16 protein-coding genes, 4 tRNA genes and 1 riboswitch are annotated in these 24,482 nt (G+C 59.1%); of the genes, 13 read left to right on the top strand and 7 right to left on the bottom strand.

What is annotated here, in order from left to right; translation table 11 throughout:
- Positions 1-159 precede the first annotated feature (159 nt).
- Genes astB through astE form a run of 3 tightly spaced genes read left to right on the top strand, consistent with a single transcriptional unit; the run spans position 160 to position 2,840 of the window.
- A complete protein-coding gene (gene astB, locus JFU11_RS02745; protein ID WP_201059676.1) occupies positions 160-1,506 on the top strand; it encodes an N-succinylarginine dihydrolase in 1,347 nt (448 codons plus the stop codon).
- Between the two features lie 20 nt (positions 1,507-1,526).
- Positions 1,527-1,817, top strand: a complete 291-nt coding sequence (locus JFU11_RS02740) for a hypothetical protein (protein WP_030131779.1) — start codon at positions 1,527-1,529, stop codon at positions 1,815-1,817.
- A gap of 12 nt (positions 1,818-1,829) precedes the next feature.
- Positions 1,830-2,840, top strand: a complete 1,011-nt coding sequence (astE, locus tag JFU11_RS02735; RefSeq protein ID WP_201059674.1) for a succinylglutamate desuccinylase — start codon at positions 1,830-1,832, stop codon at positions 2,838-2,840.
- A gap of 127 nt (positions 2,841-2,967) precedes the next feature.
- Here the strand turns inward: astE and JFU11_RS02730 are convergent, their stop codons facing one another.
- On the bottom strand, positions 2,968-3,477 hold the full coding sequence (locus tag JFU11_RS02730) for a 6,7-dimethyl-8-ribityllumazine synthase (protein ID WP_019582888.1): 510 nt from the start codon (positions 3,475-3,477) through the stop codon (positions 2,968-2,970).
- Between the two features lie 115 nt (positions 3,478-3,592).
- Positions 3,593-3,763: riboswitch (FMN riboswitch) on the bottom strand.
- A gap of 45 nt (positions 3,764-3,808) precedes the next feature.
- Positions 3,809-3,961, bottom strand: coding sequence for a hypothetical protein (locus JFU11_RS02725; RefSeq protein ID WP_187326461.1), 153 nt, complete (start codon positions 3,959-3,961; stop codon positions 3,809-3,811).
- Here JFU11_RS02725 and ltaE point away from each other — a divergent pair.
- The 7 genes from ltaE to JFU11_RS02690 all read left to right on the top strand — a co-directional run bounded on the left by ltaE (position 3,960) and on the right by JFU11_RS02690 (position 9,925).
- Complete coding sequence (gene ltaE / locus JFU11_RS02720; RefSeq protein WP_123721866.1) at positions 3,960-4,964, top strand: low-specificity L-threonine aldolase; 1,005 nt, start codon at positions 3,960-3,962, stop codon at positions 4,962-4,964. The two genes, JFU11_RS02725 and ltaE, sit on opposite strands and share 2 nt — an antisense overlap.
- A 146-nt stretch (positions 4,965-5,110) precedes the next feature.
- Positions 5,111-7,732, top strand: coding sequence for an alanine--tRNA ligase (gene alaS / locus JFU11_RS02715; RefSeq protein WP_201059672.1), 2,622 nt, complete (start codon positions 5,111-5,113; stop codon positions 7,730-7,732).
- Positions 7,733-7,822: 90 nt separating this feature from the next.
- Positions 7,823-9,064, top strand: a complete 1,242-nt coding sequence (locus JFU11_RS02710; RefSeq protein ID WP_123721864.1) for an aspartate kinase — start codon at positions 7,823-7,825, stop codon at positions 9,062-9,064.
- Positions 9,065-9,250: 186 nt separating this feature from the next.
- Positions 9,251-9,439, top strand: coding sequence for a carbon storage regulator CsrA (gene csrA, locus JFU11_RS02705; protein ID WP_002554426.1), 189 nt, complete (start codon positions 9,251-9,253; stop codon positions 9,437-9,439).
- A 62-nt stretch (positions 9,440-9,501) separates the two neighbouring features.
- Positions 9,502-9,592: transfer RNA gene (locus tag JFU11_RS02700), tRNA-Ser, on the top strand.
- Positions 9,593-9,700: 108 nt separating this feature from the next.
- Positions 9,701-9,777, top strand: a tRNA-Arg gene (locus tag JFU11_RS02695).
- A gap of 71 nt (positions 9,778-9,848) precedes the next feature.
- A tRNA-Arg gene (locus JFU11_RS02690) sits at positions 9,849-9,925 on the top strand.
- Between the two features lie 19 nt (positions 9,926-9,944).
- On the opposite strand, the gene JFU11_RS02685 is transcribed toward JFU11_RS02690, so the two are convergent.
- A complete protein-coding gene (locus tag JFU11_RS02685) occupies positions 9,945-10,460 on the bottom strand; it encodes a hypothetical protein (protein WP_201059670.1) in 516 nt (171 codons plus the stop codon).
- A gap of 321 nt (positions 10,461-10,781) precedes the next feature.
- On the opposite strand from JFU11_RS02685, the gene mgtE reads away from it, so the two are divergent.
- Positions 10,782-12,224 carry a magnesium transporter gene (mgtE, locus tag JFU11_RS02680; protein ID WP_052966531.1) on the top strand — a complete coding sequence of 481 codons (1,443 nt, stop codon included), beginning with the start codon at positions 10,782-10,784 and terminating at the stop codon, positions 12,222-12,224.
- Between the two features lie 103 nt (positions 12,225-12,327).
- Here mgtE and JFU11_RS02675 read toward each other — a convergent pair whose 3' ends face one another.
- A complete protein-coding gene (locus tag JFU11_RS02675) occupies positions 12,328-12,654 on the bottom strand; it encodes an Arc family DNA-binding protein (RefSeq protein WP_003178899.1) in 327 nt (108 codons plus the stop codon).
- A 387-nt stretch (positions 12,655-13,041) separates the two neighbouring features.
- On the opposite strand from JFU11_RS02675, the gene phnN reads away from it, so the two are divergent.
- On the top strand, positions 13,042-13,614 hold the full coding sequence (phnN, locus tag JFU11_RS02670) for a phosphonate metabolism protein/1,5-bisphosphokinase (PRPP-forming) PhnN (protein WP_123721862.1): 573 nt from the start codon (positions 13,042-13,044) through the stop codon (positions 13,612-13,614).
- On the opposite strand, the gene JFU11_RS02665 is transcribed toward phnN, so the two are convergent.
- Both JFU11_RS02665 and JFU11_RS02660 read right to left on the bottom strand, forming a co-directional pair.
- On the bottom strand, positions 13,589-13,768 hold the full coding sequence (locus JFU11_RS02665; protein ID WP_095630445.1) for a PA3371 family protein: 180 nt from the start codon (positions 13,766-13,768) through the stop codon (positions 13,589-13,591). The two genes, phnN and JFU11_RS02665, sit on opposite strands and share 26 nt — an antisense overlap.
- Before the next feature lie 22 nt (positions 13,769-13,790).
- Positions 13,791-14,024 carry a hypothetical protein gene (locus tag JFU11_RS02660; RefSeq protein ID WP_123721861.1) on the bottom strand — a complete coding sequence of 78 codons (234 nt, stop codon included), beginning with the start codon at positions 14,022-14,024 and terminating at the stop codon, positions 13,791-13,793.
- Between the two features lie 293 nt (positions 14,025-14,317).
- Here JFU11_RS02660 and JFU11_RS02655 point away from each other — a divergent pair.
- Positions 14,318-14,394 (top strand) — tRNA-Arg (locus JFU11_RS02655).
- A gap of 81 nt (positions 14,395-14,475) precedes the next feature.
- On the opposite strand, the gene JFU11_RS02650 is transcribed toward JFU11_RS02655, so the two are convergent.
- Positions 14,476-24,006 carry a VCBS domain-containing protein gene (locus tag JFU11_RS02650; protein ID WP_201059667.1) on the bottom strand — a complete coding sequence of 3,177 codons (9,531 nt, stop codon included), beginning with the start codon at positions 24,004-24,006 and terminating at the stop codon, positions 14,476-14,478.
- Positions 24,007-24,482: the final 476 nt, after the last annotated feature.

The raw sequence follows: 24,482 nt of genomic DNA, 5'->3' as shown, positions 1-24,482 counted from the left end.
TGCGGGCAAGCCCGCTCCCACAGTGATTGAGAGGAACACAAAATTTGTGAACACCTCCGAACCTGTGGGAACGGGCTTGCCCGCGATGGCCGCGACTTGGTCGCACTGAACAGTTAGTTACTGATGCCTATAACAACAGATTCTCGTGGAGCCTCGCTGATGAAATCCTATGAAGTCAATTTTGACGGTCTAGTGGGGCCGACCCATAACTACGGCGGCCTGTCTTACGGCAACGTCGCGTCCCAGAGCAACAGCCAGCAGTCTTCGAACCCGAAGGAAGCCGCGCTGCAAGGCCTGGCGAAGATGAAAGCACTGATGGAGATGGGCTTTCAGCAAGGCGTTTTGGCGCCACAAGAACGTCCGGACGTAGCCGCACTGCGCCGCCTGGGTTTCAGCGGTACCGATGCTCAGGTGATCGAGCGCGCCGCCAAAGATGCCATGCCGCTGCTGGTTGCCAGTTGCTCGGCGTCGAGCATGTGGGTGGCCAACGCCGCCACGGTCAGCCCGAGCGCCGACACCGCGGATGGCCGCGTGCATTTCACCGCCGCCAACCTGAACTGCAAATACCACCGCAGCATCGAACACCCGACCACTAGCCGTGTACTGGGGGCGATGTTCGCCGATCAGAAGCACTTCGCTCACCACACCGCTTTGCCGGCCGTGGCGCAGTTCGGTGACGAAGGCGCGGCCAACCACACCCGTTTCTGCCGTGACTACGGTGAGGCAGGCGTCGAGTTTTTCGTGTTCGGCCGCAGCGCGTTCGACACCCGTTACCCGTCGCCGCAGAAATATCCGGCGCGCCAGACCCTCGAAGCGTCCCAGGCGGTCGCGCGTCTGCACGGTCTGAGCGATGACGGCGTGGTCTATGCCCAGCAGAACCCTTCGGTGATCGATCAGGGTGTGTTCCACAACGACGTGATCGCGGTGGGTAACGGCGAGGTGCTGTTCTATCACGAGGATGCCTTCCTCGACACCGAGCAGATGCTCGCTGAACTGCACGGCAAACTCGCAAAAACCGGTGGGAAATTTCAGTCGATCTGCGTACCGCGTTCCGCGGTCACCGTAGAAGACGCCGTTCGTTCCTACCTGTTCAATAGCCAGCTGCTGTCGCGTCCTGACGGCTCCATGCTATTGATCGTGCCGGAAGAATGCCGTGGCAACGAGCGTGTCTGGCAGTACCTGCAAGGCCTGACGAGCTCTGGCGGCCTGATCCGCGAAGTGAAAGTTTTCGATCTCAAGCAGAGCATGCAGAACGGCGGTGGCCCGGCTTGCCTGCGGTTACGCGTCGCACTTAACGAAACCGAACTGGCGGCCGTCAACCAAGGGGTTATCATGACGGCACCGTTGTACGGCACGTTGACCGAATGGGTCGACAAGCACTACCGCGACCGCATGACCGAAAACGATCTCGCGGACCCGCAATTGCTGCTTGAGTGCCGGACGGCACTGGATGAACTGACGCAAATCCTTAAACTGGGCGCGGTTTATCCATTCCAGATCAATTGAACGTCGAGAGCGTAAAACACATGAGCGATACCCTGCAGCTGATCCTTGAAGACACCGACGGCACGCAACTGGAAACTTCCTGCACCCGCGTCGCGGTCATGTGGCAAGGCAAAGAGCTGTGGATCCAGCAGGACGGCCGCGGCCAGTTGCTGATCGGCGTAGACGTCGAAGAAGGTGACGCTGAATACGCAAACCTGCTGCTGCGCCCATTGGCGACTAATCTGGTAAGTCTGCAACTGGAAATGGAACCGGCTGAAGTCGGTGATGATGAGGACCACGTACACGGCCCGGATTGCAATCACGACCACTAAGGAAACCGCTCTATGCTCGCCCTCGGCAAACTGCTTGAACTGACCCTCGCCGGCCGCGAACCGGCGGAGAAGACTCAACTGACTGTCGAAGGCGTGCGGATGCGCTGGTTGAGCGAAGGTGCGCTGGAAGTCCGGCCACCTGAAGCCCGCGACAATGGCCTGGACCTGCTGCTCTCGGCCGGCATCCATGGCAACGAAACAGCGCCGATCGAGCTGCTCGATCGTCTGTTGCATGATATCGCTCGCGGTGACTTGAAGCCGTGTGCACGTATTCTGTTTCTGTTCGGCAACCCCGAGGCCATCCGCCGCGGCGAGCGTTTTATCGAGCAGGACGTCAATCGGCTGTTCAACGGCCGTCACGAACAAACCAGCGGTTCCGAGGCGTTACGCGCTTGTGAACTGGAGCGGCTGGCGGCGACTTTCTTCAGCCTGCCGGACCGCAATCGCCTGCATTACGACCTGCACACGGCGATCCGTGGCTCGAAAATCGAGCAGTTCGCCCTGTATCCCTGGAAAGAAGGTCGTCAGCATTCACGCCAGGAACTGGCTCGCTTGCGCGCCGCCGGCATGGAAGCAGTGCTGCTGCAGAACAAACCCTCCATCGTCTTCAGCTCCTACACCTACGACAAGCTCGATGCCGAGTCCTTCACCCTGGAACTGGGCAAGGCCCGGCCGTTCGGGCAGAACGATGGGGTCAACGTCGACCTTCTTGAAACCCGCCTGAAGCAGATCATCTCAGGCACAGAGCCGCCAATGACCGACGAAGGGCTGGATGGCTTGCAGTTGTTCAGCGTTGCGCGGGAAGTCATCAAGCACAGCGATAGCTTCCGCCTGAACCTGCCGGCAGATATCGAAAACTTTTCGGAGTTGAAAGTGGGTTATGTGCTGGCCGAGGATATCGCCAATACCCGCTGGGTCATCGAAGAGAAGGGCGCCCGGATCATCTTCCCGAACCCCAGGGTCAAGAACGGCCTGCGCGCCGGCATCCTGATCGTGCCGACCACCGACGAAAACCTGGCCTGACTATGATCTTTGGCTCGACATAAATCCTTGTGGGAGCGGGCTTGCCCGCGATAACGGACTGTCTGTCGATAATAGGGTGACTGACACACTGCTATCGCGGGTAAGCCCGCTCCCACAGGTTTTGTGTTTAAACCGCTACCGCGCGTGGCTCACTGCGACGCAATGCGCGAGTCTTGTGCAGCGTATCCGCGCAAGTCTTCGCCGCTTCCTGACCTTTATGCACGAAATGCTCGAAGAAGAACTTCTGATGTTCTTCGCCGGCATGGAAGTGGTGCGGGGTCAAAACCACCGAGAACACTGGCACTTCAGTTTCCAGCTGAACCTGCATCAGGCCGCTGATTACCGACTGGGCGACGAATTCGTGGCGATAGATGCCGCCGTCGACCACCAGGCCCGCCGCGACGATGCCGGCATAGCGGCCTGACTTGGCCAGCAGTTTGGCGTGCAGCGGAATTTCAAAGGCGCCGCCGACTTCGAAGAAATCGATGTCTGACTCCTGATAACCCTGAGCAATCATTTCGGCGACGAAGCCTTTACGGCTCTGATCGACGATTTCCTTGTGCCAGCAGGCCTGGATGAACGCGACGCGCTCGCCCTGATGGTTTTTGCTTTTGCTATCGATTGCGGTGGGTTGCATGTTCTGACTCCTGTTTGTGTGAAAAACAGGGCGTTATGAATCGAATGGGATTTAAGGGTACGCAGGCACAAATGCCTGCGGACGGCGCTTTGGTATAGAGCCTAGGCGGCGCCAATCCCGTTCTCTCTTCATCCGGACTATGACCGTCGGCCCCGGGATCACACCGGGTCTGCTGACCTTGCCGCCATCACAGCCATTGCCGTGCCTGTCGCCAAGCGCTCGCGGGCTATGCGCATTGCGCGCAATTACCGCCGGTGGGGAGTTGCACCCCGCCCTGAGAACGTTTTGCCGCCAGATTGTTTGGCGGCGAAGCGTTTTTAACACATATTTCTCACCTGTGCATTGCTGCTATCTGATGATTGTTATCGACTTTTTCGTTGGCATAACCAGCCTTTTCCTGGAACAAGGCTTGATTATTCGCCGACATGACCGCAGTAATTCCAATCCAAAAGGGATTTTCCCTGCTTACCGAGGCCAGATTCATGAGCGTTATCGATCTTCGCAGCGACACCGTCACCCAACCGACCGCAGGGATGCTCGACGCGATGGCCAATGCGGCCACCGGTGACGACGTTTATGGCGAAGATCCGACGGTCAACCGACTGGAAGCCGAGCTTGCAAATCAGTTGGGTTTTGCCGAGGCGCTGTTTGTCCCGACGGGCACCATGAGCAACTTGCTGGGCCTGATGGCCCACTGCGATCGCGGTGACGAATACATTGTCGGACAACAGGCTCACACCTATAAGTACGAAGGTGGTGGCGCGGCAGTGCTCGGCTCGATCCAGCCGCAGCCGCTGGAAGTGCAGGCCGACGGTTCGCTGGACCTGGGGCAGGTCGCCGCCGCGATCAAGCCGGATGACTTCCACTTCGCCCGCACCCGTTTGCTGGCGCTGGAAAACACCATGCAGGGCAAGGTTCTGCCGCTGGAGTATCTGGCCCGGGCACGCCGTTTCACTCATGAAAACGGCCTGGCGCTGCATCTGGATGGCGCGCGGCTCTACAACGCGGCGGTCAAGTTGGGTGTCGACGCCCGGGAGATCACTCAGCATTTCGATTCGGTTTCGGTCTGCCTGTCCAAAGGCCTGGGCGCGCCGATTGGTTCGGTGCTATGCGGCTCGGTCGAGTTGATTGCCAAGGCGCGACGTCTGCGCAAGATGGTCGGCGGCGGCATGCGCCAGGCCGGGATTCTCGCCGCGGCAGGGCTTTATGCGCTGGATAACAATATTCAGCGCCTGGCAGATGATCATGCCAACGCACAAATGCTGGCCGAAGGCCTGCGTGCGGCGGGCTATGAGGTCGAGCCGGTGCAGACCAATATGGTTTACGTGCAGATGGGCGAAAAGGCCGAAGCGATCAAGGCCTTCGCGGCGACACGCGGGATCAAACTCAGCGCTGCCGGTCGTCTGCGAATGGTCACGCACATGGACGTCACTCGTGCGCAAATCGAGCAAGTCGTCGCCACATTTGCCGACTTTTCTCACAACTGAGCGTGTTAGCCGTCCAATTGACTGTTTGTATCGTACAAACACACTGTACCTAGTCACTAACGCCGATATAATGCGGCCCTTTGCCGTCGCTTCGTCTGTTGACGTTTCGCACAGGCCTTTGGCCGCAGCCTCCGTGGAAGAACCTAATGAAAAGCGCAGAAATCCGTGAAGCCTTCCTTCGCTTCTTCGAAGAGCAAGGCCACACCCGTGTAGCCTCCAGCTCTTTGATTCCGGGCAACGACCCAACCCTGCTGTTCACTAACGCGGGGATGAACCAGTTCAAGGACTGCTTTCTGGGCCAGGAAAAGCGCGCGTACACCCGCGCTGTAAGCAGCCAGAAATGCGTGCGCGCCGGCGGCAAGCACAACGACCTGGAAAACGTCGGTTATACCGCCCGCCACCACACCTTCTTCGAAATGCTGGGTAACTTCAGCTTCGGTGATTATTTCAAGCGTGACGCCATCACCTACGCCTGGAACTTCCTGACCTCCGAGAAGTGGCTGAACCTGCCGAAAGAAAAGCTCTGGGTCACCGTCTACGCCAGCGATGACGAGGCGTACGACATCTGGACCAAAGACATCGGCGTGCCAGCCGAGCGCATGGTTCGCATCGGCGACAACAAAGGCGCGCCGTACGCGTCCGATAACTTCTGGACCATGGGCGATACCGGCCCGTGCGGTCCTTGCACCGAGATTTTCTATGATCACGGCGCCGACATCTGGGGTGGCCCACCGGGCTCGCCGGAAGAAGACGGCGACCGTTACATCGAGATCTGGAACAACGTGTTCATGCAGTTCAACCGCACCGCCGATGGCGTGTTGCACCCGTTGCCAGCGCCGTCGGTGGACACCGGCATGGGCCTGGAGCGGATCAGTGCCGTGCTGCAGCACGTACACTCGAACTATGAAATCGACCTGTTCCAGAGCCTGCTGACCGCATCGGCCAAAGCCATCGGTTGCACCAACGACGCTCAGGCTTCGCTGAAAGTCGTGGCTGACCACATTCGTTCGTGCGGCTTCCTGATTGCCGATGGCGTGCTGCCGTCCAACGAAGGTCGCGGTTATGTGCTGCGCCGGATCATTCGTCGCGCTTGCCGTCACGGCAACAAACTGGGCGCCAAGGGCAGTTTCTTCTACCAGATCGTTGCGGCCCTGGCCGCCGAAATGGGTGAAGCATTCCCTGAGCTGAAATCCCAACAGGCGCACATCGAGCGCGTCCTGAAAGCCGAAGAAGAGCAATTCGCCAAGACCCTGGAGCAAGGCCTGAAGATCCTCGAGCAGGATCTGGCCGAACTCAAAGGCGACGTGGTGCCGGGCGATGTGGTGTTCAAGCTCTACGACACTTACGGCTTCCCGATGGACCTGACCGGCGACATCGCTCGCGAGCGCAGCCTGACCATCGACGAAGAAGGCTTCGAGCGCGAAATGGAAGCCCAGCGCGTCCGTGCTCGCTCTGCCAGCTCCTTCGGCATGGACTACAACAGCCTGGTCAAGGTTGATGTGGCCACTGAGTTCACCGGTTACACCGCTCATAGTGGTTCCGCCAAAATCGTTGCGCTCTATAAAGAAGGGCAATCGGTTGACGTACTGAGCGAAGGCGAAGAGGGCGTGGTCGTTCTCAATCAGACCCCATTCTATGCTGAGTCGGGCGGTCAGATCGGTGACTGCGGCTTCCTGCAGGCTGGTGCTTCGCGTTTTGACGTGCGTGACACAACCAAGACCGGTGGTGCGTTCCTGCATCACGGTGTGTTGGCATCTGGCAGCCTGATCGTGGGTGCTCCGGTGGAGACTCATGTCGATGCCGAAGTGCGTCACGCGACTTCGCTGAACCACTCCGCCACTCACTTGCTGCACGCCGCATTGCGCCAGGTACTGGGCGAGCACGTTCAGCAGAAAGGCTCGTTGGTCGACAGTCAGCGTCTACGCTTTGACTTCAGCCACTTCGAAGCGATCAAGCCTGAACAGCTGAAAGCGCTGGAAGACATCGTCAACGCCGAGATTCGCAAGAACTCTGAAGTTGAAACCGAAGAAACCGACATCGAAACCGCCAAGCAGAAAGGCGCCATGGCGCTGTTCGGCGAGAAGTACGGCGACAGCGTCCGCGTGCTGAGCATGGGCGATTTCTCCGTCGAGCTGTGCGGCGGTATTCACGCCAACCGTACCGGCGACATCGGCCTGCTGAAAATCATCAGCGAAGGCGGTGTGGCCTCCGGTGTGCGTCGTATCGAGGCAGTGACCGGCGCAGCAGCGCTGGCTTACTTGAACGCGGCTGAAGAACAACTCAAGGAAGCGGCCAACCTGGTCAAGGGCAGCCGCGATAACCTGATCGACAAGCTGTCGGCTGTGCTGGAGCGCAACCGTCTGCTGGAGAAGCAACTCGAGCAGTTGCAAGCCAAGGCGGCCAGTGCGGCGGGCGACGATCTGTCGGCTTCTGCCCTGGACGTCAAAGGCGTGAAAGTGCTGGCCGTGCGTCTGGACGGTCAGGACGGCAAGGCGCTGCTGGCGCTGGTCGATCAACTGAAAAACAAACTCGGCCGCGCAGTGATCCTGCTCGGCAGTGTCCATGAGGAAAAGGTCGTTCTGGTTGCAGGCGTGACCAAAGACCTGACTGGCCAACTCAAAGCCGGTGATTTGATGAAGCAGGCTGCTGCGGCAGTGGGCGGGAAGGGCGGTGGTCGTCCAGACATGGCGCAGGGCGGTGGTATTGACGCTGGCGCACTGGATGCCGCATTGGCCCTGACTGTTCCATTTGTAGAGCAGGGTTTATAAGGCAGTGTGCCTGGCCCGCGGTCTAGTGGCGGGCCAGAACGCTGTTTGAGTGATTATTGGGCGCCCTTCATGGGCAGAGGCGGCTTTGAAATGGCTTTGATCGTACAGAAATTTGGAGGCACCTCAGTCGGCACTGTCGAGAGAATCGAGCAGGTCGCCGACAAGGTTAAGAAATTCCGCGATGCGGGCGATGACCTGGTGGTTGTGCTGTCTGCAATGAGCGGCGAAACCAACCGTCTGATCGATCTGGCCAAGCAAATCAGTGGCGACAGTCAGCCGGTTCCTCGCGAACTGGATGTGATCGTTTCCACCGGTGAGCAGGTGACGATTGCACTGTTGGCCATGGCGCTCATCAAGCGTGGCGTGCCAGCGGTGTCGTACACCGGCAACCAGGTACGGATTCTGACGGATAGCGCGCACAATAAAGCGCGTATCTTGCAGATTGATGACCAGAAGATTCGCGGTGACCTGAAGGCCGGTCGTGTGGTGGTTGTCGCCGGTTTCCAGGGCGTCGACGAGCACGGCAATATCACCACCCTCGGTCGTGGCGGTTCCGACACCACCGGCGTGGCGCTGGCGGCAGCCCTGAAGGCTGACGAATGCCAGATCTACACCGACGTCGACGGCGTCTACACCACCGATCCGCGTGTAGTGTCCGTGGCTCAGCGTCTGGACAAGATCACCTTTGAAGAGATGCTGGAAATGGCCAGCCTCGGTTCCAAGGTGTTGCAGATCCGTGCGGTGGAATTCGCCGGCAAGTACAACGTTCCGCTGCGCGTACTGCACAGCTTCAAGGAGGGTCCGGGCACCCTCATTACTATTGATGAAGAGGAAACCATGGAACAGCCGATCATTTCCGGCATCGCTTTCAACCGCGATGAAGCCAAGCTGACCATCCGTGGCGTGCCAGACACCCCGGGCGTGGCGTTCAAGATTCTCGGCCCGATCAGTGCCGCGAACATCGAAGTCGACATGATCGTGCAAAACGTTGCGCACGATAACACCACCGACTTCACCTTCACCGTGCACCGCAATGACTTCCAGGCGGCGCAAACCGTGCTGGAAAACACTGCTCGCGAGATCGGTGCCCGTGAAGTCATTGGCGACACCAAGATTGCCAAGGTCTCGATCGTCGGCGTCGGCATGCGCTCCCATGCGGGCGTGGCCAGCCGTATGTTCGAATCGCTGGCGAAAGAGAGCATCAACATCCAGATGATCTCGACGTCGGAAATCAAAGTATCCGTGGTGATCGAAGAGAAGTACCTGGAACTGGCTGTGCGCGCTCTGCACACGGCTTTCGAACTGGATGCGCCGGCCCGACAGGGCGAGTAATGCGTTTCCCGAAGGGCGCGGTCTGACCGCGCCCTTTGTTTTTTTGAATGGCGCGGCCCAAAGCTGTTCTTTTGCCCGCGCTAGTCAATACTCAGGCATGTAGGGCTGCGATCGTTCTGGTTGTAGGTCGAATGCCTTTTTTTTGCAGACTGTTGTCCCTGAAATGAAATGCGTGAGGAGAAAGGTATGCTGATTCTGACTCGTCGGTGCGCAGAAAGCCTGATTATTGGTGATGGCGAAATCACTGTGACCGTGCTCGGCGTTAAAGGAAATCAAGTGCGTATCGGTGTCAACGCCCCGAAAGAGGTTGCTGTGCACCGTGAAGAAATTTACCTGCGTATAAAGAAAGAGAAGGACGAAGAACCAAGCCATTAATTTTTATCGTTTTTTATGTTTGCAAACGGGGAAAAGGTTGGTTAAGATACGCCCCGTGTTGCGGAGAGCTGGCCGAGTGGCCGAAGGCGCTCCCCTGCTAAGGGAGTACACCTCAAAAGGGTGTCGGGGGTTCGAATCCCCCGTTCTCCGCCATTATTTGCGTAGTACGTTGTAATCTGGCTTCTTCGGTAAGTTGTTGAAATTACTAGAAAAAAGCGCTTTACAAAAAGATTCAACGGCCTATAATGCGCGGCAACAAATGCACTCGTAGCTCAGCTGGATAGAGTACTCGGCTACGAACCGAGCGGTCACAGGTTCGAATCCTGTCGAGTGCACCATTTAAGAGTTGTTTGCAGTAATGTGAATAACTTGGCTTCAACCAGTTGTGATCTGGTATAAAAACACAAATGCACTCGTAGCTCAGCTGGATAGAGTACTCGGCTACGAACCGAGCGGTCACAGGTTCGAATCCTGTCGAGTGCACCAAACAACAAAAAGCCCGCGTTTAACGCGGGCTTTTTGCCGTCTGCGATTTGGCTTTTCCTTTGGTACAACCTTTCTCGTCGAACTCGATATGAGCACTGCGCCCTCGCTTGTTGTCATAGCGATAGGTTGTGGCTGAATTGCGGGTGTTGATCTTGTCTGGCTTGCCGAGAGCGCTTTCGACGTCCTGCTGACTCATGCCGGCCACGACCCGCTGATTGATGATCGCTATGCGGCGTTCTTTCGCGCTGAGCAGATCTCCACATTTACCCTCGGACTGACCAACGATCGTCGGCTCTCTCCTTTGGAATTTCTTACCAGGTGTTTCGCGAAACTCGGCTTCTGGCATCAGGGGCGTCGCGCTGGCCGGCAAAAACGTGTGTACGTCCTGAAGTGAGAGGCTTTCTCCAGCCGTGCAACTCAAGGTCGTGAAGGTAATGTGCCCATTGGCGGCTTCGCACCGGTGAACGGTCGTGGCGAGCGCCTGGGGCGGCAGGCAGAGCAGGGCGGCAAGTAAATAACGAGCAATCGATGGCATTCGACGTCCTCCATGACGGTCTCCATCAAGGGTAGTCATTACATTTTCAGGCGGCAGTGTGTTTTCTTTTCAGGATAAGTCGTCGCAGTTTTATGGATCAGGATGGCGCTCAAGTTTGTCTCGCAAGCACTTGTTTCAGCCGCGATTTTTTAACGTTTAAAACCGTCAGGCGGTGTTATCATTGCGCCCGTCAGCCCCGCCGGGGCTTGTGGAATACCTCCATGGACTTACCCAGTAGTTACTCAGTACCCCGTTTCTACAATCATGAATTGACTGATTGATCCTTCCGGCGTGCCCCGCTGCTGGGAGTGGAGTTCGCCTATGTCTGAAGTTGAAGTAAAGAAAACGCAGGAAAGCTTGCAGGACCGCCTCGCTCAAGTCGTTGAGCTGCTGCAGCGCCAGCGGGTGGTCGAAGACCTGACTCATCGCCAGGAAGGTCCGCATCACGACCGGGTCGAGAACCTGGTTCACCGGCAAAACCTCGTCGAGTTGCAGCGCAAGCTCGATGATCTGCACTCCGCCGACGTTGCCTACATTCTTGAAGCCTTGCCACTGGACGATCGTCTGACCGTCTGGCAATTGGTCAAGGCCGATCGCGACGGCGACATTCTGCTCGAAGTATCCGATTCGGTTCGTGAAACCCTGATCGCCGACATGGACGATCACGAGCTCCTGGCAGCAGCCAAGGACATGGATGCCGACGAACTCGCTGACCTGGCCTCCGAGCTGCCGCGAGACGTCGTCCACGAGCTGATGGAAACCCTCGATGGTCAACAGCGTGAGCGCGTCCGCTCCGCGTTGTCCTATGACGAGGAGCAGGTCGGTGCGCTGATGGACTTCGAGATGGTGACCATCCGTGAGGATGTCAGTCTCGAAGTGGTTTTGCGCTACCTGCGCCGTCTCAAGGAGCTGCCGAGCCACACCGACAAACTGTTCGTGGTCGATTACGACGGCGTGCTCAAGGGCGTGTTGCCGATCAAGCGTCTGCTGGTCAACGACCCGGAAAAGCAAGTTTCGGAAGTCATGGCCAGCGACCCGGTGAGTTTTCATCCGGACGAAGACGCTTACGAGGCCGCTCAAGCATTCGAACGTTATGACTTGATCTCGGCCCCCGTGGTCGACAAGAACGGCAAGCTGATCGGTCGTCTGACCATCGATGAAATGGTCGACCTGATTCGTGAAGAGAGCGAAAACGAAGTTCTCAACATGGCGGGTCTGCGTGAAGAAGAAGATATTTTTGCGTCAGTCTGGAAATCCCTGCGTAACCGTTGGGCTTGGCTGGCGGTGAACCTGATTACCGCGTTCATTGCATCCCGGGTGATCGGCCTGTTCGAGGGCTCTATCGAGAAACTGGTAGCACTTGCGGCATTGATGCCGATCGTTGCCGGTATTGGTGGCAACTCGGGTAACCAGACGATCACCATGATCGTTCGGGCCATGGCGCTGGACCAGGTCAGTACCGGCAATACGTCGCGGCTGATGCGCAAGGAGTTGGCGGTTGGTTTGATCAATGGTTTGGTCTGGGGCGGCGTGATTGGTGTGGTGGCTTATCTGCTTTATGGCAGTTGGTCCCTGGGCGTGGTGATGACCGCCGCCATGACGCTTAACCTGTTGCTTGCGGCATTGATGGGGGTTTTGATTCCGATGACCCTGGCGAGGCTTGGGCGCGACCCGGCAATGGGCGCCAGTGTGATGATCACTGCCATGACTGACAGCGGTGGCTTTTTCATCTTCCTCGGGCTGGCAACGATTTTCCTGCTTTAACGTCCTGCTTCAAAAACAACCCGCCTGATCGGCGGGTTTTTTTTAGCCAGATTTCAGGCAAAAAAAAGCCAGCAATTACGCTGGCTTGAGCTTTCGGGATGAATCAGGAAGCGTCTGCGGCCATTTCGGCGTCATGGGCGATCAGCGAAACCAGAGCGTTTTGCTGACGGTGGGAGAGTTGGCGGAAGCGTTGCAGCAGTTCGCGTTCATGCAATGACAGCTCGGGGCTGTCCAGGCGCATGCTCAATTCTTCACCCAACGCGCCTTCCTGAATAAGACTCTGCTCAAGGCGCGCGATGATTTCGGAGTTCATGCTGCGATGATGATTGCGAGCCACCTCGGCAATGCGTTCACGCATTCCGTCTGGCAGACGTACGACGAACTTGTCAGCCGTACGGCTGGAATAAATTGCCTGTTTCAATGGGCGCATATATTTAACCGGTTAGTTCAGGGGAGCGGTTCTCGGGATAGGCCGCAGGATGTCAGATAGGACAAGCACTCCGGCCAAATGTTCAACCTGAATTGATAGAGGCGCGCATCATGCCTCAAATTAGCCAGATCATTGGCGTCAATTCTGTGACAAATATTGATCTGGGTAAAGGCTTAATGCCAGCACCTATTATCAGAAATGCGGACTGGTTTGAAAATAATCCATGAGTCCGTATCGCTGAACCGCGTCCTCTTGCCCGACAGGTGATGCCCGAAGACGCCTGAAGGTGCATGCTATGCGGATTCGATCCTTGTTCCTTACCTTATACAGGATAGTGGCAATTGGCCGATTTACTAGTGTGGGCACGTGGCGCGGGATGATTTAAGGATGGATGGCAGGCTGATTTATTTAATGGGGCCTTCGGGATCCGGCAAGGACAGCCTCATCGAAGCAGCTCGCGAGCCGTTGCGCGCAGGCAATTGTGAAGTCGTGCGCCGCGTTATCACGCGCTCGGCGGAGTCCGTGGGTGAAGACGCCATCGAGGTTTCCCGCGAAGAGTTCGAGCGACGCAGAGCCAAAGGGGATTTTGCATTGTCGTGGCAAGCCAATGGGCTGAGTTACGGTATTCCTGTGCGCATAGACCAATGGCTCGCGGACGGTCGCGATGTGTTGATCAACGGTTCTCGCGGGCACCTGGCAGAAGCGCAACAGCGCTATCCCACGCTATTGCCGGTGTTGTTGACGGTCAAGGATGAAGCCCTGCGCGAGCGTCTGCTGCGGCGGGGGCGTGAAAGCCCGGCAGAAATTGAAGCAAGACTGCGCCGTAATGGGCTGTTCACGGCTGACGATTCAATCGGTGATACGCAGATCCGCCGACTCGATAACTCCGGCGACCTTGCTGGCACTGTTGCCAATCTTCTGAAGCTGCTGAGCCTCAGCGCAACACCGGATCGAATTTGATTTTGCGCCCGGCGATCAGCGCCAGCACGAACAGGGCACCGAACACGCCGCAAGCAATCAGGGGCAGGGTGACGACCGTGTCCTCGACCAATGACAGATGAAGGATGCCACTCAGTAAAGCGAGGATGAAAAATCCTGCGGCTGATTTGGACATGCTGTGCTCCTGATGGGGTGATTCAAAATATCAAGCGTTCAAAAGACTGTGTGCGCAGCTGAATAGTCTCCTGGCTCACCTCTTGGCTGACAAAACCGCGTTGATCGCTCATGACTGCCAACTGCGGTGTTTTTTGCAGTTGCAGGTAATGGGGGATGCGTTGAGCAATCGTCGCAACATCGTTTTCGGGGAAGAAATGAAAACCCACCAGAACCGCCAAAGCGACCGCGTTTGCGACTAACAGAGCGCTGTTCATAGGGCTGACCTCCTGTGTTCTGTGAGAAACAGCCGAAGCAGCCTGCATGCCAAAAGTTTAACGGCTATTAAATCCTTTAAAAACAATGAATTAAGATATTTTTGCCAAATGGCTGCATTGCATTTTGCAATGATGGCATTTTGCGGTGATGCAATTTGCACGGTAAACAAAGCCACGCTACCGTGAGGCGTCTGCCTACACTTAAAAAGCCCTACGGACGACATGACAAAAGCGGGCCTGCCCGTTAACATGCACGCCGTCCATCGCTGCGCATTCCTTTGCGGGCGACTTGTGTCTCAGTAGCTCAATTGGATAGAGCATCCCCCTCCTAAGGGGAAGGTTGGCAGTTCGAACCTGCCCTGGGACACCATATATTTGAAAGCCCTGCGCAGAACGATCTGGTGGGGCTTTTTTGTGGCTGTCTGCAGGTGGATTCAACTCCAGCCCAACATCACGCCGTCAGCGTATGGTCACCCTCCCCAAACCAGGTGCGCACCAGATCGGTACCGCTCGTGCCCGTGTTGGCAAGGACTGCCACATCGGCGAAGTTCGTACCATTGGCTGCGCCATCGGCATCCACCTTCACGGTGATGTCACTGCCGGACTGCGCTAGTTGGACGAAGTCGGACGCTTGGCTGACACCGCTAACGAAGTTGGCGCTGAGCAGTGCAGAGAGGTCGAGCGCGTCACCTTCGGCGAAGTTGTAGTCAAGGATGGTATCTCCGCCTTCAGCCACATTGAGATAGGCGAACATATCGGCTCCCGCGCCACCGCTGAGCGTGTCCTCCCCACCACGACCCGCGAGGATGTCGTTGCCGTCGCCGCCACTGAGTACGTCCGCCGCCATGCTGCCCACCAGTGTGCCGCTGGATTCGCCGCTGTAACTGACTTGGGTACCGGCCTCGCCGCCGTCGGTGGCCTGGAAGTCATCCACTGTGTAGTGTCCCAGCAAGTTCACCTCGGCCCGATGCACGCCGTCGTCCACCGTCAGCAGGCCGCCGGCACCAGAGGCGTTGGCGTTGTAGGTGAGCTGGGTGTTGGCGCCGAAGGCGAGATCGCTGAAGGTCAGCATGTCATCGCTCTCCAGACCGAGGATGCCGACCAGCGAGCCCGCAGCTTCGGCCTGTGCGATCACCAGTGTGCCCGCGCCTTCGCCGTGGAACGCGACGGACCCGTGTGCCGCGCCAGAAAAGGTCAGTGTCGCATCGCCGTCGATGGTGGCGCTGCCGTTGCCCATCACGTCGGCCAGCAGGCGCATGTCGCCGCCGTTGGCCCATAAGTGGCCGGAGTTGTCGACCGCACTGGCCACCGTCATGCCGCCTTCACCCGTAGACTCCAGCACCCCGCTGTTGGTGATGGTGTGGGTGCCGGTGTCGAGCACCAGGCTGTTCAGCCCACTGGCCAGGATCAACCCCGCATTGACCAGCACCATCTGCCCGGCGCCCAACTGGCCGGCGCCGGAAATGCGGTTGTCGACGTTGGTCAGGACGGTGTCGGCGCTGCCGCCGAAAATCACGTTTTGTGCGCTGTCGGATAGCTGCACCTGACCGCCACCGGTCAAGGTCGCGCCACGGAACAGAATCTCAAGATTGGTCTCGCTGCCGGTGGAGCCGAGTTCAATGGTGCCGCTGTTATGAATGCTGCCACCGAACGGCATGATCGCGCCGTCGGCAATGGTGAGGGTACCGGTATTGGTCATGACCGGATCCACATCGAACTGGAAGTTCGTTTCGCTCAAGTCTGCCGCATCGATACCTTTAAGGGTGACCGACTGGCCGGAGCTGATGCTGACCAGCGCATTGCCGTTGGCGTCGTTAGTGATACTCAAATCAGCAAAGCCGTTGACGCCCGCGAAGCCGATCAAGTCGATCTTGTCCGCCGTGATATCGAAACTGTAGATCTGGTTGTTGCCGATCGGCTGGGCGAAGACGAAAGTGTCGGCACCAGTCGAGCCGGTCAGGTTGTCGTCAGCGGACAAGGCGAAGATGGGCGCGCCGGGGGCATAGACTTCGATGTTGTTGAACACATAGGCGCTGCCGTCGCTGCCGTCACTATTGCTCCAGTACATGTTGACATCAAGCACCAACGCTCCCGCGAAGTCGCTTGGGGTTGTCACAGTCAATGTGCCAGGATCGCTGGTCTGCACGGTCCAGGTGCCGTCGCCGTTGTCGGTTCCCGCATTGAATATCCATCCCGAGGGAACACCACTGATGGATACCGTTATCGGGCCACTAACATCGGTCGACGGAGTGGTGAGGGCTAGATTGATGGGTTCGCCGGCAACGCCTGCCGGAAGGTTTGCACTGCTCCCGGCAGCACCAGCATTGCCCGCTAGGTCGGTGTAGCTGTTCGCGGTAACGTCGACTTTCACGCTACCGATCAGCGTTCTAGTCAGCGTCGCCGTGTAGGTATCGCCGTCTACCTGCGTGAAGTTACTCCAGGTTCCGCGGGGCGTTGGCCCCGATGCACTCACCGTGACGTCTGCAAGGTTGAAACCGCTTACTGTCTCACTGAACTGGAAAGTGACTGTCGATACTGAGCCGATCGAATTCCCTAACGCCGTCCCCGTCACTGTCACCGTCGGTGCCACGGTATCAACTGGAGTCTCAACTACGTTCTGCACGTTTACCGTAATCGTCTGGGTGTCGGTCCCGCCATTGCCGTCCGCCACCAGAACGTCCACAACATAGGCATTGTCACCGTCAGCACCACCGACATCCTGGGCATTCTCGTAATCCGGCGCCGAATTGAACGTCAGCACCCCGCTCGAACTGATCGAGAACTTGCTGAAGTCCGTCCCGGCCGTATTCAGGATCGAGTAGCTCAGGGTTTGCGCCGGCAGATCAGCGTCTGTCGCCGTCACTGTCGTGACCGCTGTGGTGTTCTCCGCCACGTTGACCGAAGCCGTCGCACCACCACCGTTGGAGGTGATCACCGGGCTGTTGTCATTGACGCCCGTTACGCTCACGGCGATCGTCTGGTCATCAAACAGCGTGCCGTCCGACGCCCGTACGATCACGTCATAGACGTTGTTCGTTCCCGAGTCAGTCGGCGCCTCAAAGTTGGGCGCAGAGACAAAGCTCAGTGCGCCGGTGCCTGAAACGATCGAGAACTTCGCGGCATCCGCTCCGCCGACGATGCTGTAGCTCAGGGCTTGTGCCGGAAGATCAACGTCGGTTGCTACCACCGTCGTAACTGCCGTGGTGTTCTCCGCCACGCTGACCGAGGCCGTCGCACCACCACCGTTCGAGGTGATTGTCGGGGAGTCGTTGCTGCCGTTGATGGTCACCGTCACCGCAGTCGCGGTGCCGTCGGCGCTAAGTACCGTGAAGGTGTCGGTCAGGCTGTCGCCGACATTAAGTGAGTCGAAGGCCGAGTTGGCGGTATAGCTCCAGTTGCCTGCGGCATCGATGGCGAAGGTTCCGTTGGCGCCGGCGGTACCGGATTGGGCCTGGAAGGTTTCCGGGCTGTCGACGTCGCTGATGGTGAGGGTGCCAGCTGTGGTCAGCGGGGCATTGGTTTCGGTCAGCGTGACACTGGCTGAGGACAGTACGGCGGCGTCGTTGCTGCCGTTGATGGTGACCGTCACCGCGGTCGCGGTGCCGTCGGCGCTAAGTACCGTGAAGGTGTCGGTCAGGCTGTCGCCGACATTTAGTGCATCGAAGGCCGAGTTGGCGGTATAGCTCCAGTTGCCCGCGGTATTGATGGCGAAGGTTCCGTTGGCGCCGGCGGTACCGGATTGGGCCTGGAAGGTTTCCGGGCTGTCGATGTCGCTGATGGTCAGGCTGCCGCTGGTGGTCAGTGGGGCATTGGTTTCGGTCAGCGTGATGCTGGCCGAGGACAGCACGGCAGCGTCGTTGGTCCCGAGGATATGCACGGTGACCGAAGTGAGGGTGCCGTCGGCACTGTTCACCGCGAAGGTGTCGGTGTAGGTGGTGCCGGCGACGAACTCGTTGTGGGCGGAGTCGGCGACATAGGTCCAGGCACCATTGGTGCCGATGGAGAACTGGCCATAGTTGCCGGCGGTGTTGGTCTGGGTGACGAAGGTCGCGGCACTGTCGACGTCACTGATGGTCAGCGTACCGTTGGTGGTCAGCGGGGCATTGGTTTCGGTCAGGTTGGCGATGTCGGCGGACAACACCGCGGCATCGTTGGTCCCGAGGATATTGACGGTGACCGAGGTGACGGTGCCGTCGGCACTGCTCACCGCGAAGGTGTCAGTGTAGGTGGTGCCGGCGACAAACTCGTTGTGAGCGGAGTCGGCGACATAGCTCCAGGCACCATTAGTGCCGATGGAGAACTGGCCATAACTGCCGGCGGTGCCAGGCTGCGCGACGAAGGTCGCCGCGCTGTCGACATCGCTGATGGTCAGGCTGCCGCTGGTGGTCAGCGGGGCATTGGTTTCGGTCAGGTTGGCGATGTCGGCGGACAACACCGCGGCATCGTTGGTCCCGAGGATATTGACGGTGACCGAGGTGACGGTGCCGTCGGCACTGCTCACCGCGAAGGTGTCGGTGTAGGTGGTGCCGGCGACAAACTCGTTGTGAGCGGAGTCGGCGACATAGCTCCAGGCACCATTGGTGCCGATGGAGAACTGGCCGTAATTGCCGGCGGTGCCAGGCTGCGCGACGAAGGTCGCCGCGCTGTCGACATCGCTGATGGTCAGGCTGCCGCTGGTGGTCAGCGGGGCATTGGTTTCGGTCAGGTTGACGCTATCGGCGGACAGCACCGCGGCATCGTTGGTGCCGAGGATATGCACGCTGACCGAGGTGATGGTGCCGTCGGCACTGCTCACCGCGAAGGTGTCAGTGTAGGTGGTGCCGGCGACAAACTCGTTGTGAGCGGAGTCGGCGACATAGCTCCAGGCACCATTGGTGCCGATGGAGAACTGGCCGTAATTGCCGGTGGTGCCAGGCTGCGCGACGAAGGTCGCCGCGCTGTCGACATCGCTGATGGTCAGGCTGCCGCTGGTGGTCAGCGGGGCATTGGTTTCGGTCAGGTTGGCGATGTCGGCGGACAACACCGCGGCATCGTTGGTCCCGAGGATATTGACGGTGACCGAGGTGACGGTGCCGTCGGCACTGCTCACCGCGAAGGTGTCAGTGTAGGTGGTGCCGGCGATGAACTCGTTGTGGGCAGAGTCGGCGACATAGCTCCAGGCACCATCCGTGCCGATGGAGAACTGGCCGTAGCTGCCGGCGGTGTTGGACTGGACAATAAAGGTTGCGGCGCTGTCGACATCGCTGATGGTCAGGCTGCCGCTGGTGGTCAGCGGAGCATTGGTTTCGGTCAGCGTGACGTTAGCCGAGGACAACACGGCCGCGTCGTTAGTACCGCTGACGGTGACGGTCACCAGTTGGGTGTCAACGCCGCCGAGGCCATCGCTGACCTGCACGCTGAACACTTCATCATGACTCTCGCCCACCTTCAGCGACTGCACCGCACTGGCAATGCCATCGGTGCCGTTGGCCAGGGTGTAAGTCCATTGGCCGGTGCTGTCCACCGCGATCGAGCCGTAGATGCCGGTATTCGTACCGGCAATGCTCCAGCTGGCTGTGGCCGCGTGATCGATATCGGCCGAACTGAACTGGCCACTGACGCTGAGCGTGGTGTCTTCCTGCACTGCGCCAGCATCATTGCCTGTCGCGAAGCTGAGGACCGGCGCATCGTTAGTGCCGCTGACGGTAACGGTCACCAGTTGGGTGTCCATGCCGCCCAGGTCATCGCTGACCTGCACGCTGAACACTTCATCATGACTCTCGCCCACCTTCAGCGACTGCACCGCACTGGCAATGCCATCGGTGCCGTTGGCCAGGGTGTAAGTCCATTGGCCGGTGCTGTCCACCGCGATCGAGCCGTAGGTGCCGGTATTCGTACCGGCAATGCTCCAGCTGGCTGTGGCCGCGTGATCGATATCGGCGGAACTGAACTGGCCACTGACGCTGAGCGCGGTGTCTTCCTGCACTGCGCCAGCATCATTGCCTGTCGCGAAGCTGAGGACCGGCGCATCGTTAGTACCGCTGACGGTGACGGTCACCAGTTGGGTGTCAACGCCGCCGAGGCCATCGCTGACCTGCGCGCTGAACACTTCATCATGACTCTCGCCAGCCTTCAGCGACTGCACTGCGCTGGCGATTCCGTCGGAGCCATTGGCCAGGGTGTAAGTCCATTGGCCGGTGCTGTCCACCGCGATCGAGCCGTAGATGCCGGTATTCGTACCGGCAATGCTCCAGCTGGCTGTGGCCGCGTGATCGATATCGGCCGAACTGAACTGACCGCTGACGCTGAGCGCGGTGTCTTCCTGCACTGCGCCAGCATCATTGCCTGTCGCGAAGCTGAGGACCGGCGCATCGTTAGTACCGGTAACGGTAACGGTCACCAGTTGGGTGTCTACGCCACCGAGGCCATCGCTGACCTGCACGCTGAACACTTCATCGTGGCTTTCGCCAGCCCCCAGCGACTGCACCGCACTGGCGACACCATCGGTGCCGTTGGCCAGGGTGTAAGTCCATTGGCCGGTGCTGTCCACCGCGATCGAGCCGTAGATGCCGGTATTCGTACCGGCAATGCTCCAGCTGGCTGTGGCCGCGTGATCGATATCGGCGGAACTGAACTGGCCACTGACGCTGAGCGCGGTGTCTTCCTGCACTGCGCCAGCATCATTGCCTGTCGCGAAGCTGAGGACCGGCGCATCGTTAGTACCGCTGACGGTGACGGTCACCAGTTGGGTGTCAACGCCGCCGAGGCCATCGCTGACCTGCACGCTGAACACTTCATCATGACTCTCGCCAGCCTTCAGCGACTGCACTGCGCTGGCGATTCCGTCGGAGCCATTGGCCAGGGTGTAAGTCCATTGGCCGGTGCTGTCCACCGCGATCGAGCCGTAGGTGCCGGTATTCGTACCGGCAATGCTCCAGCTGGCCGTCGCAGCATGATCGATGTCGGCCGAGCTGAACTGACCGCTGACGCTGAGCGCGGTGTCTTCCTGTACTGCGCCGGCATCATTGCCCGTCACGAAGCTGAGCACGGGCGCGTCGTTGCTGCCGGTGACGGTGACGGTCACCAACTGAGTGTCCACGCCGCCGAGGCCATCGCTGACCTGCACGCTGAACACTTCGTCATGACTCTCGCCCACCTTCAGCGACTGCACCGCACTGGCAATGCCATCGGTGCCGTTGGCCAGGGTGTAAGTCCATTGGCCAGTGCTGTCCACCGCGATCGAGCCGTAGGTGCCGGTATTCGTACCGGCAATGCTCCAGGTGGCCGTCGCCGCATGATCGATGTCGGCCGAGCTGAACTGGCCGCTCACGCTGAGCGCGGTGTCTTCCTGCACTGCGCCGGCATCGTTGCCCGTCACGAAGCTGAGCACCGGCGCATCGTTAGTGCCGGTGATAGTGATGGTGACGGTCTGCGTCGCCGAGGCAGCATTAGCCGCGCCGCTATCGTCGGTAGCAACCACCGCGTACGAGAAGGTGATGGTTTCACCCGCACCGAGGAAGTCGAGGTTCTGATTGCTGCTGTAGTCCCAGCTGTTCTGGTCGACCGAAAAACCAGCCACCAGTGCCGAGGCCACGGTCGCATTGAGCATGCCGCCGCTCCAGGCGATGTCGCTGTTGGCGGTCTGCGACACGGTCACTGTGTCGGTACTGTCCAGATCGGTAAAGCTCAGTGCACCGCTGTCGCTCAGGGTGGCCGTGCCATTGCCTTCGCTCATCGCGCCGGTGGTGTCGGTAATCGTCAGCGTCGGCTGGTCGTTGGTGCCGGTAATCGTGATGGTCACGGTCTGCAGCGCGCCGTCGCCGATCGCCACGTTATAGGTTTGGGTGACGATCTGGCCTTCGCCGAGGAACTGCAGGGCGGTGTTGTTCACCGCAAAGTTCCAGCCCAGCGAACCGCTGCCCGTGCCGGTGCTGTCGCTCAGTGGATTGGTGGTGAAATTGCCCAGATAGCCGGAAGCGCCCGGTGTGACGGTGACGCTGTGGGTGTCGATCAGGTCGACGTCGGTGAAGGTGATGTTGCCGCTGGCTGCGTAGTCGCCGCTGTCTTCCCCGGCATCGCCGGCTTGTACGCCGCTGGTGATCTGCACCTGATCGTTGTCGCCGGTAATCGTAATGGTCACGGTCTGCACCGCGCCGTCGCCGATCGCCACGTTATAGGTTTGCGTGACGCTCTGGCCTTCGCCGAGGAACTGCAACGCGGTGTTGTTCACCGCGAAGTTCCACCCCAGCGAACCGCTGCCCGTGCCGGTGCTGTCGCTCAGTGGATTGGTGGTGAAGTTGCCCAGATAGCCGGAAGCACCCGGTGTGACGGTGACGCTGTGGGTGTCGATCAGGTCGACGTCGGTGAAAGTGATGTTGCCGCTGGCCGCGTAGTCGCCGCTGTCTTCCCCGGCATCGCCAGCCTGCACGCCGCTGGTGATCTGCACCTGATCGTTGTCGCCGGTAATCGTAATGGTCACGGTCTGCACCGCGCCGTCGCCGATCGCCACGTTATAGGTTTGCGTGACGCTCTGGCCTTCGCCGAGGAACTCCAGGGCGGTGTTGTTCACCGCAAAGTTCCAGCCCAGCGAACCGTTGCCCGTGCCGGTGCTGTCGCTCAGTGGATTGGTGGTGAAGCTGCCCAGATAGCCGGAAGCGCCCGGTGTAACAGTGACGCTGTGGGTATCGATCAGGTCGACGTCGGTGAAGGTGATGCTGCCGCTGGCCGCGTAGTCGCCGCTGTCTTCCCCGGCATCGCCAGCCTGCACGCCGCTGGTGATCTGCACCTGATCGTTGATGCCGGTAATGGTGATGGTCACGGTCTGCACTGCACCGTCGCCGATCGCCACGTTATAGGTTTGCGTGACGATCTGGCCTTCGCCGAGGAACTGCAGGGCGGTGTTGTTCACCGCGAAGTTCCAACCCAGCGAACCACTGCCCGTGCCGGTGCTGTCACTCACGGGATTGGTGGTGAAGGTGCCCAAATAGCCGGAAGCACCCGGCGTGACGCTGACGCTGTGTGTGTCGATCAGGTCGACGTCGATGAAGGTGATACTGCCGTTCGCTGCGTAGTCGCCGCTGTCTTCCCCGGCATCGCCGGCTTGTACGCCGCTGGTGATCTGCACCTGGTCGTTGGTGCCGGTGATAGAGATAGTCACATTCTGCGTGGTCGATGAGCCGTGCCCGTCACTGATGGTGACCACATAGGTTTCAGTAACAGTCTGCCCCTGGGCCAGGGATTGGGCTGCCGCATTATCCAGGGCGTAAGTCCAGTTAACCGTGCCGTCGGCTGCGTTGGCCGCTTCAGTTACTGATGCAAGGGTGAAGTTGCCCAGCGCGGTGGCATTGCCTCCCGCAGCCACGAAAGAGGCGGTATGCGTGTCGCTCAGGTCAACATCGCTAAAGGCAATAGTGCCCGAGGTGCTCAGCGAGTCGGTCGGGCTCGGCGTCGTGGTCGCATCTTCGGTTACCGTGCCAGCCTGCACGCCGATGGTCATCGTCACACTGTCATTCATGCCAGCGAACTGCACCTGCGCAGTGGCCCAGCTGAGCGTGCCGTTGCCGAGACGAATCGCATAGGTAAAGCTGTCCGTCAGGGACGCTCCAGCGGCAAGCGACTGGAGTTGTGCCTTGAAAGCAGTCGACAACGTTGCGGCGTCGTAGCCGACCTTGCCGTCCGAGGTAATCCAGATCTTTGCCCCATTGAAACTGGTGTCAGTACTCGTCGCCTCAATTCTGCCCGTGTCCTGGATCAGGAGATCGGCCGGCGCATAAATCTTGGTGGCAGTAGAAAGACTGGTCGCGTCATCGAGTGACCAAAGTGTCTTTGCGCTACCGCCAAGGTCATTGGACATGACGTCCAGGTACACGACCCCCAGCAGGTCTTCAGTGATGGCCGCGGTGCTCGTGCCAATCACACCGGTAGTGAAAATGTCGTCCTGCGCCTGCGGAGTGTTGGAAAGCGAAGTAACGGTGCCGCCGCTGGTAGTTGTGGTGGTAGCCATGTCTTTCTCCCGAAAATGCCATTTTTTTATTTTTAGAATCGCTAGGGACTGCTAACAGGACGAAGTCCGGTTCTTGCACCGCTCAGGTCGTTCAAGAGTGGTGCGAGGCGGCCGCCGGACATCGCCGGCCTGACGGGCCAGGCGCTGCCGGCAGAGGCGCGAGGGTATTGCGGGGATGGAAAAATTCGCCGCGCTTGAGGAGCGGGTCGCAGGACAGGTCGGGCGAATGTGAGCCCGAGGCTGGGGCCGCGCTGCACATGGCACGCAATAGACTGAGAGCACCCATGTGGCAGGGACTCCTGAAATGATGGCTGGATGAGGCCGTGTTTTGAGGTAGCACTGACTCAGGGATACGGCCTTTCCTGATATCAGTTTGATGTGTGTTTAGTTGTGGGGTCAGGCTTTGTAAAGGTGTTAACCGCAGCTAACAGTACGACGTGCCAATATTCCGACAGGCGGGTGTGATGGTGTCAATA

The sequence above is a fragment of the Pseudomonas sp. TH37 genome, from assembly GCF_016650735.1.
GTDB lineage: Bacteria > Pseudomonadota > Gammaproteobacteria > Pseudomonadales > Pseudomonadaceae > Aquipseudomonas > Aquipseudomonas farris.
Note: the sequence above shows the minus strand (reverse complement) of the source record. Positions and strands in the feature narration are given on the sequence as shown.

Bases quoted from the DNA above. Each gene is read 5' to 3' on its own strand.
- astB (WP_201059676.1), top strand. From the start codon at position 160: ATGAAATCCTATGAAGTCAATTTTGACGGTCTAGTGGGGCCGACCCAT.
- JFU11_RS02740 (WP_030131779.1), top strand. From the start codon at position 1,527: ATGAGCGATACCCTGCAGCTGATCCTTGAAGACACCGACGGCACGCAA.
- astE (WP_201059674.1), top strand. From the start codon at position 1,830: ATGCTCGCCCTCGGCAAACTGCTTGAACTGACCCTCGCCGGCCGCGAA.
- JFU11_RS02730 (WP_019582888.1), bottom strand. From the start codon at position 3,477: ATGCAACCCACCGCAATCGATAGCAAAAGCAAAAACCATCAGGGCGAG.
- ltaE (WP_123721866.1), top strand. From the start codon at position 3,960: ATGAGCGTTATCGATCTTCGCAGCGACACCGTCACCCAACCGACCGCA.
- JFU11_RS02725 (WP_187326461.1), bottom strand. From the start codon at position 3,961: ATGAATCTGGCCTCGGTAAGCAGGGAAAATCCCTTTTGGATTGGAATT.
- alaS (WP_201059672.1), top strand. From the start codon at position 5,111: ATGAAAAGCGCAGAAATCCGTGAAGCCTTCCTTCGCTTCTTCGAAGAG.
- JFU11_RS02710 (WP_123721864.1), top strand. From the start codon at position 7,823: ATGGCTTTGATCGTACAGAAATTTGGAGGCACCTCAGTCGGCACTGTC.
- csrA (WP_002554426.1), top strand. From the start codon at position 9,251: ATGCTGATTCTGACTCGTCGGTGCGCAGAAAGCCTGATTATTGGTGAT.
- JFU11_RS02685 (WP_201059670.1), bottom strand. From the start codon at position 10,460: ATGCCATCGATTGCTCGTTATTTACTTGCCGCCCTGCTCTGCCTGCCG.
- mgtE (WP_052966531.1), top strand. From the start codon at position 10,782: ATGTCTGAAGTTGAAGTAAAGAAAACGCAGGAAAGCTTGCAGGACCGC.
- JFU11_RS02675 (WP_003178899.1), bottom strand. From the start codon at position 12,654: ATGCGCCCATTGAAACAGGCAATTTATTCCAGCCGTACGGCTGACAAG.
- phnN (WP_123721862.1), top strand. From the start codon at position 13,042: ATGGATGGCAGGCTGATTTATTTAATGGGGCCTTCGGGATCCGGCAAG.
- JFU11_RS02665 (WP_095630445.1), bottom strand. From the start codon at position 13,768: ATGTCCAAATCAGCCGCAGGATTTTTCATCCTCGCTTTACTGAGTGGC.
- JFU11_RS02660 (WP_123721861.1), bottom strand. From the start codon at position 14,024: ATGAACAGCGCTCTGTTAGTCGCAAACGCGGTCGCTTTGGCGGTTCTG.
- JFU11_RS02650 (WP_201059667.1), bottom strand. From the start codon at position 24,006: ATGGCTACCACCACAACTACCAGCGGCGGCACCGTTACTTCGCTTTCC.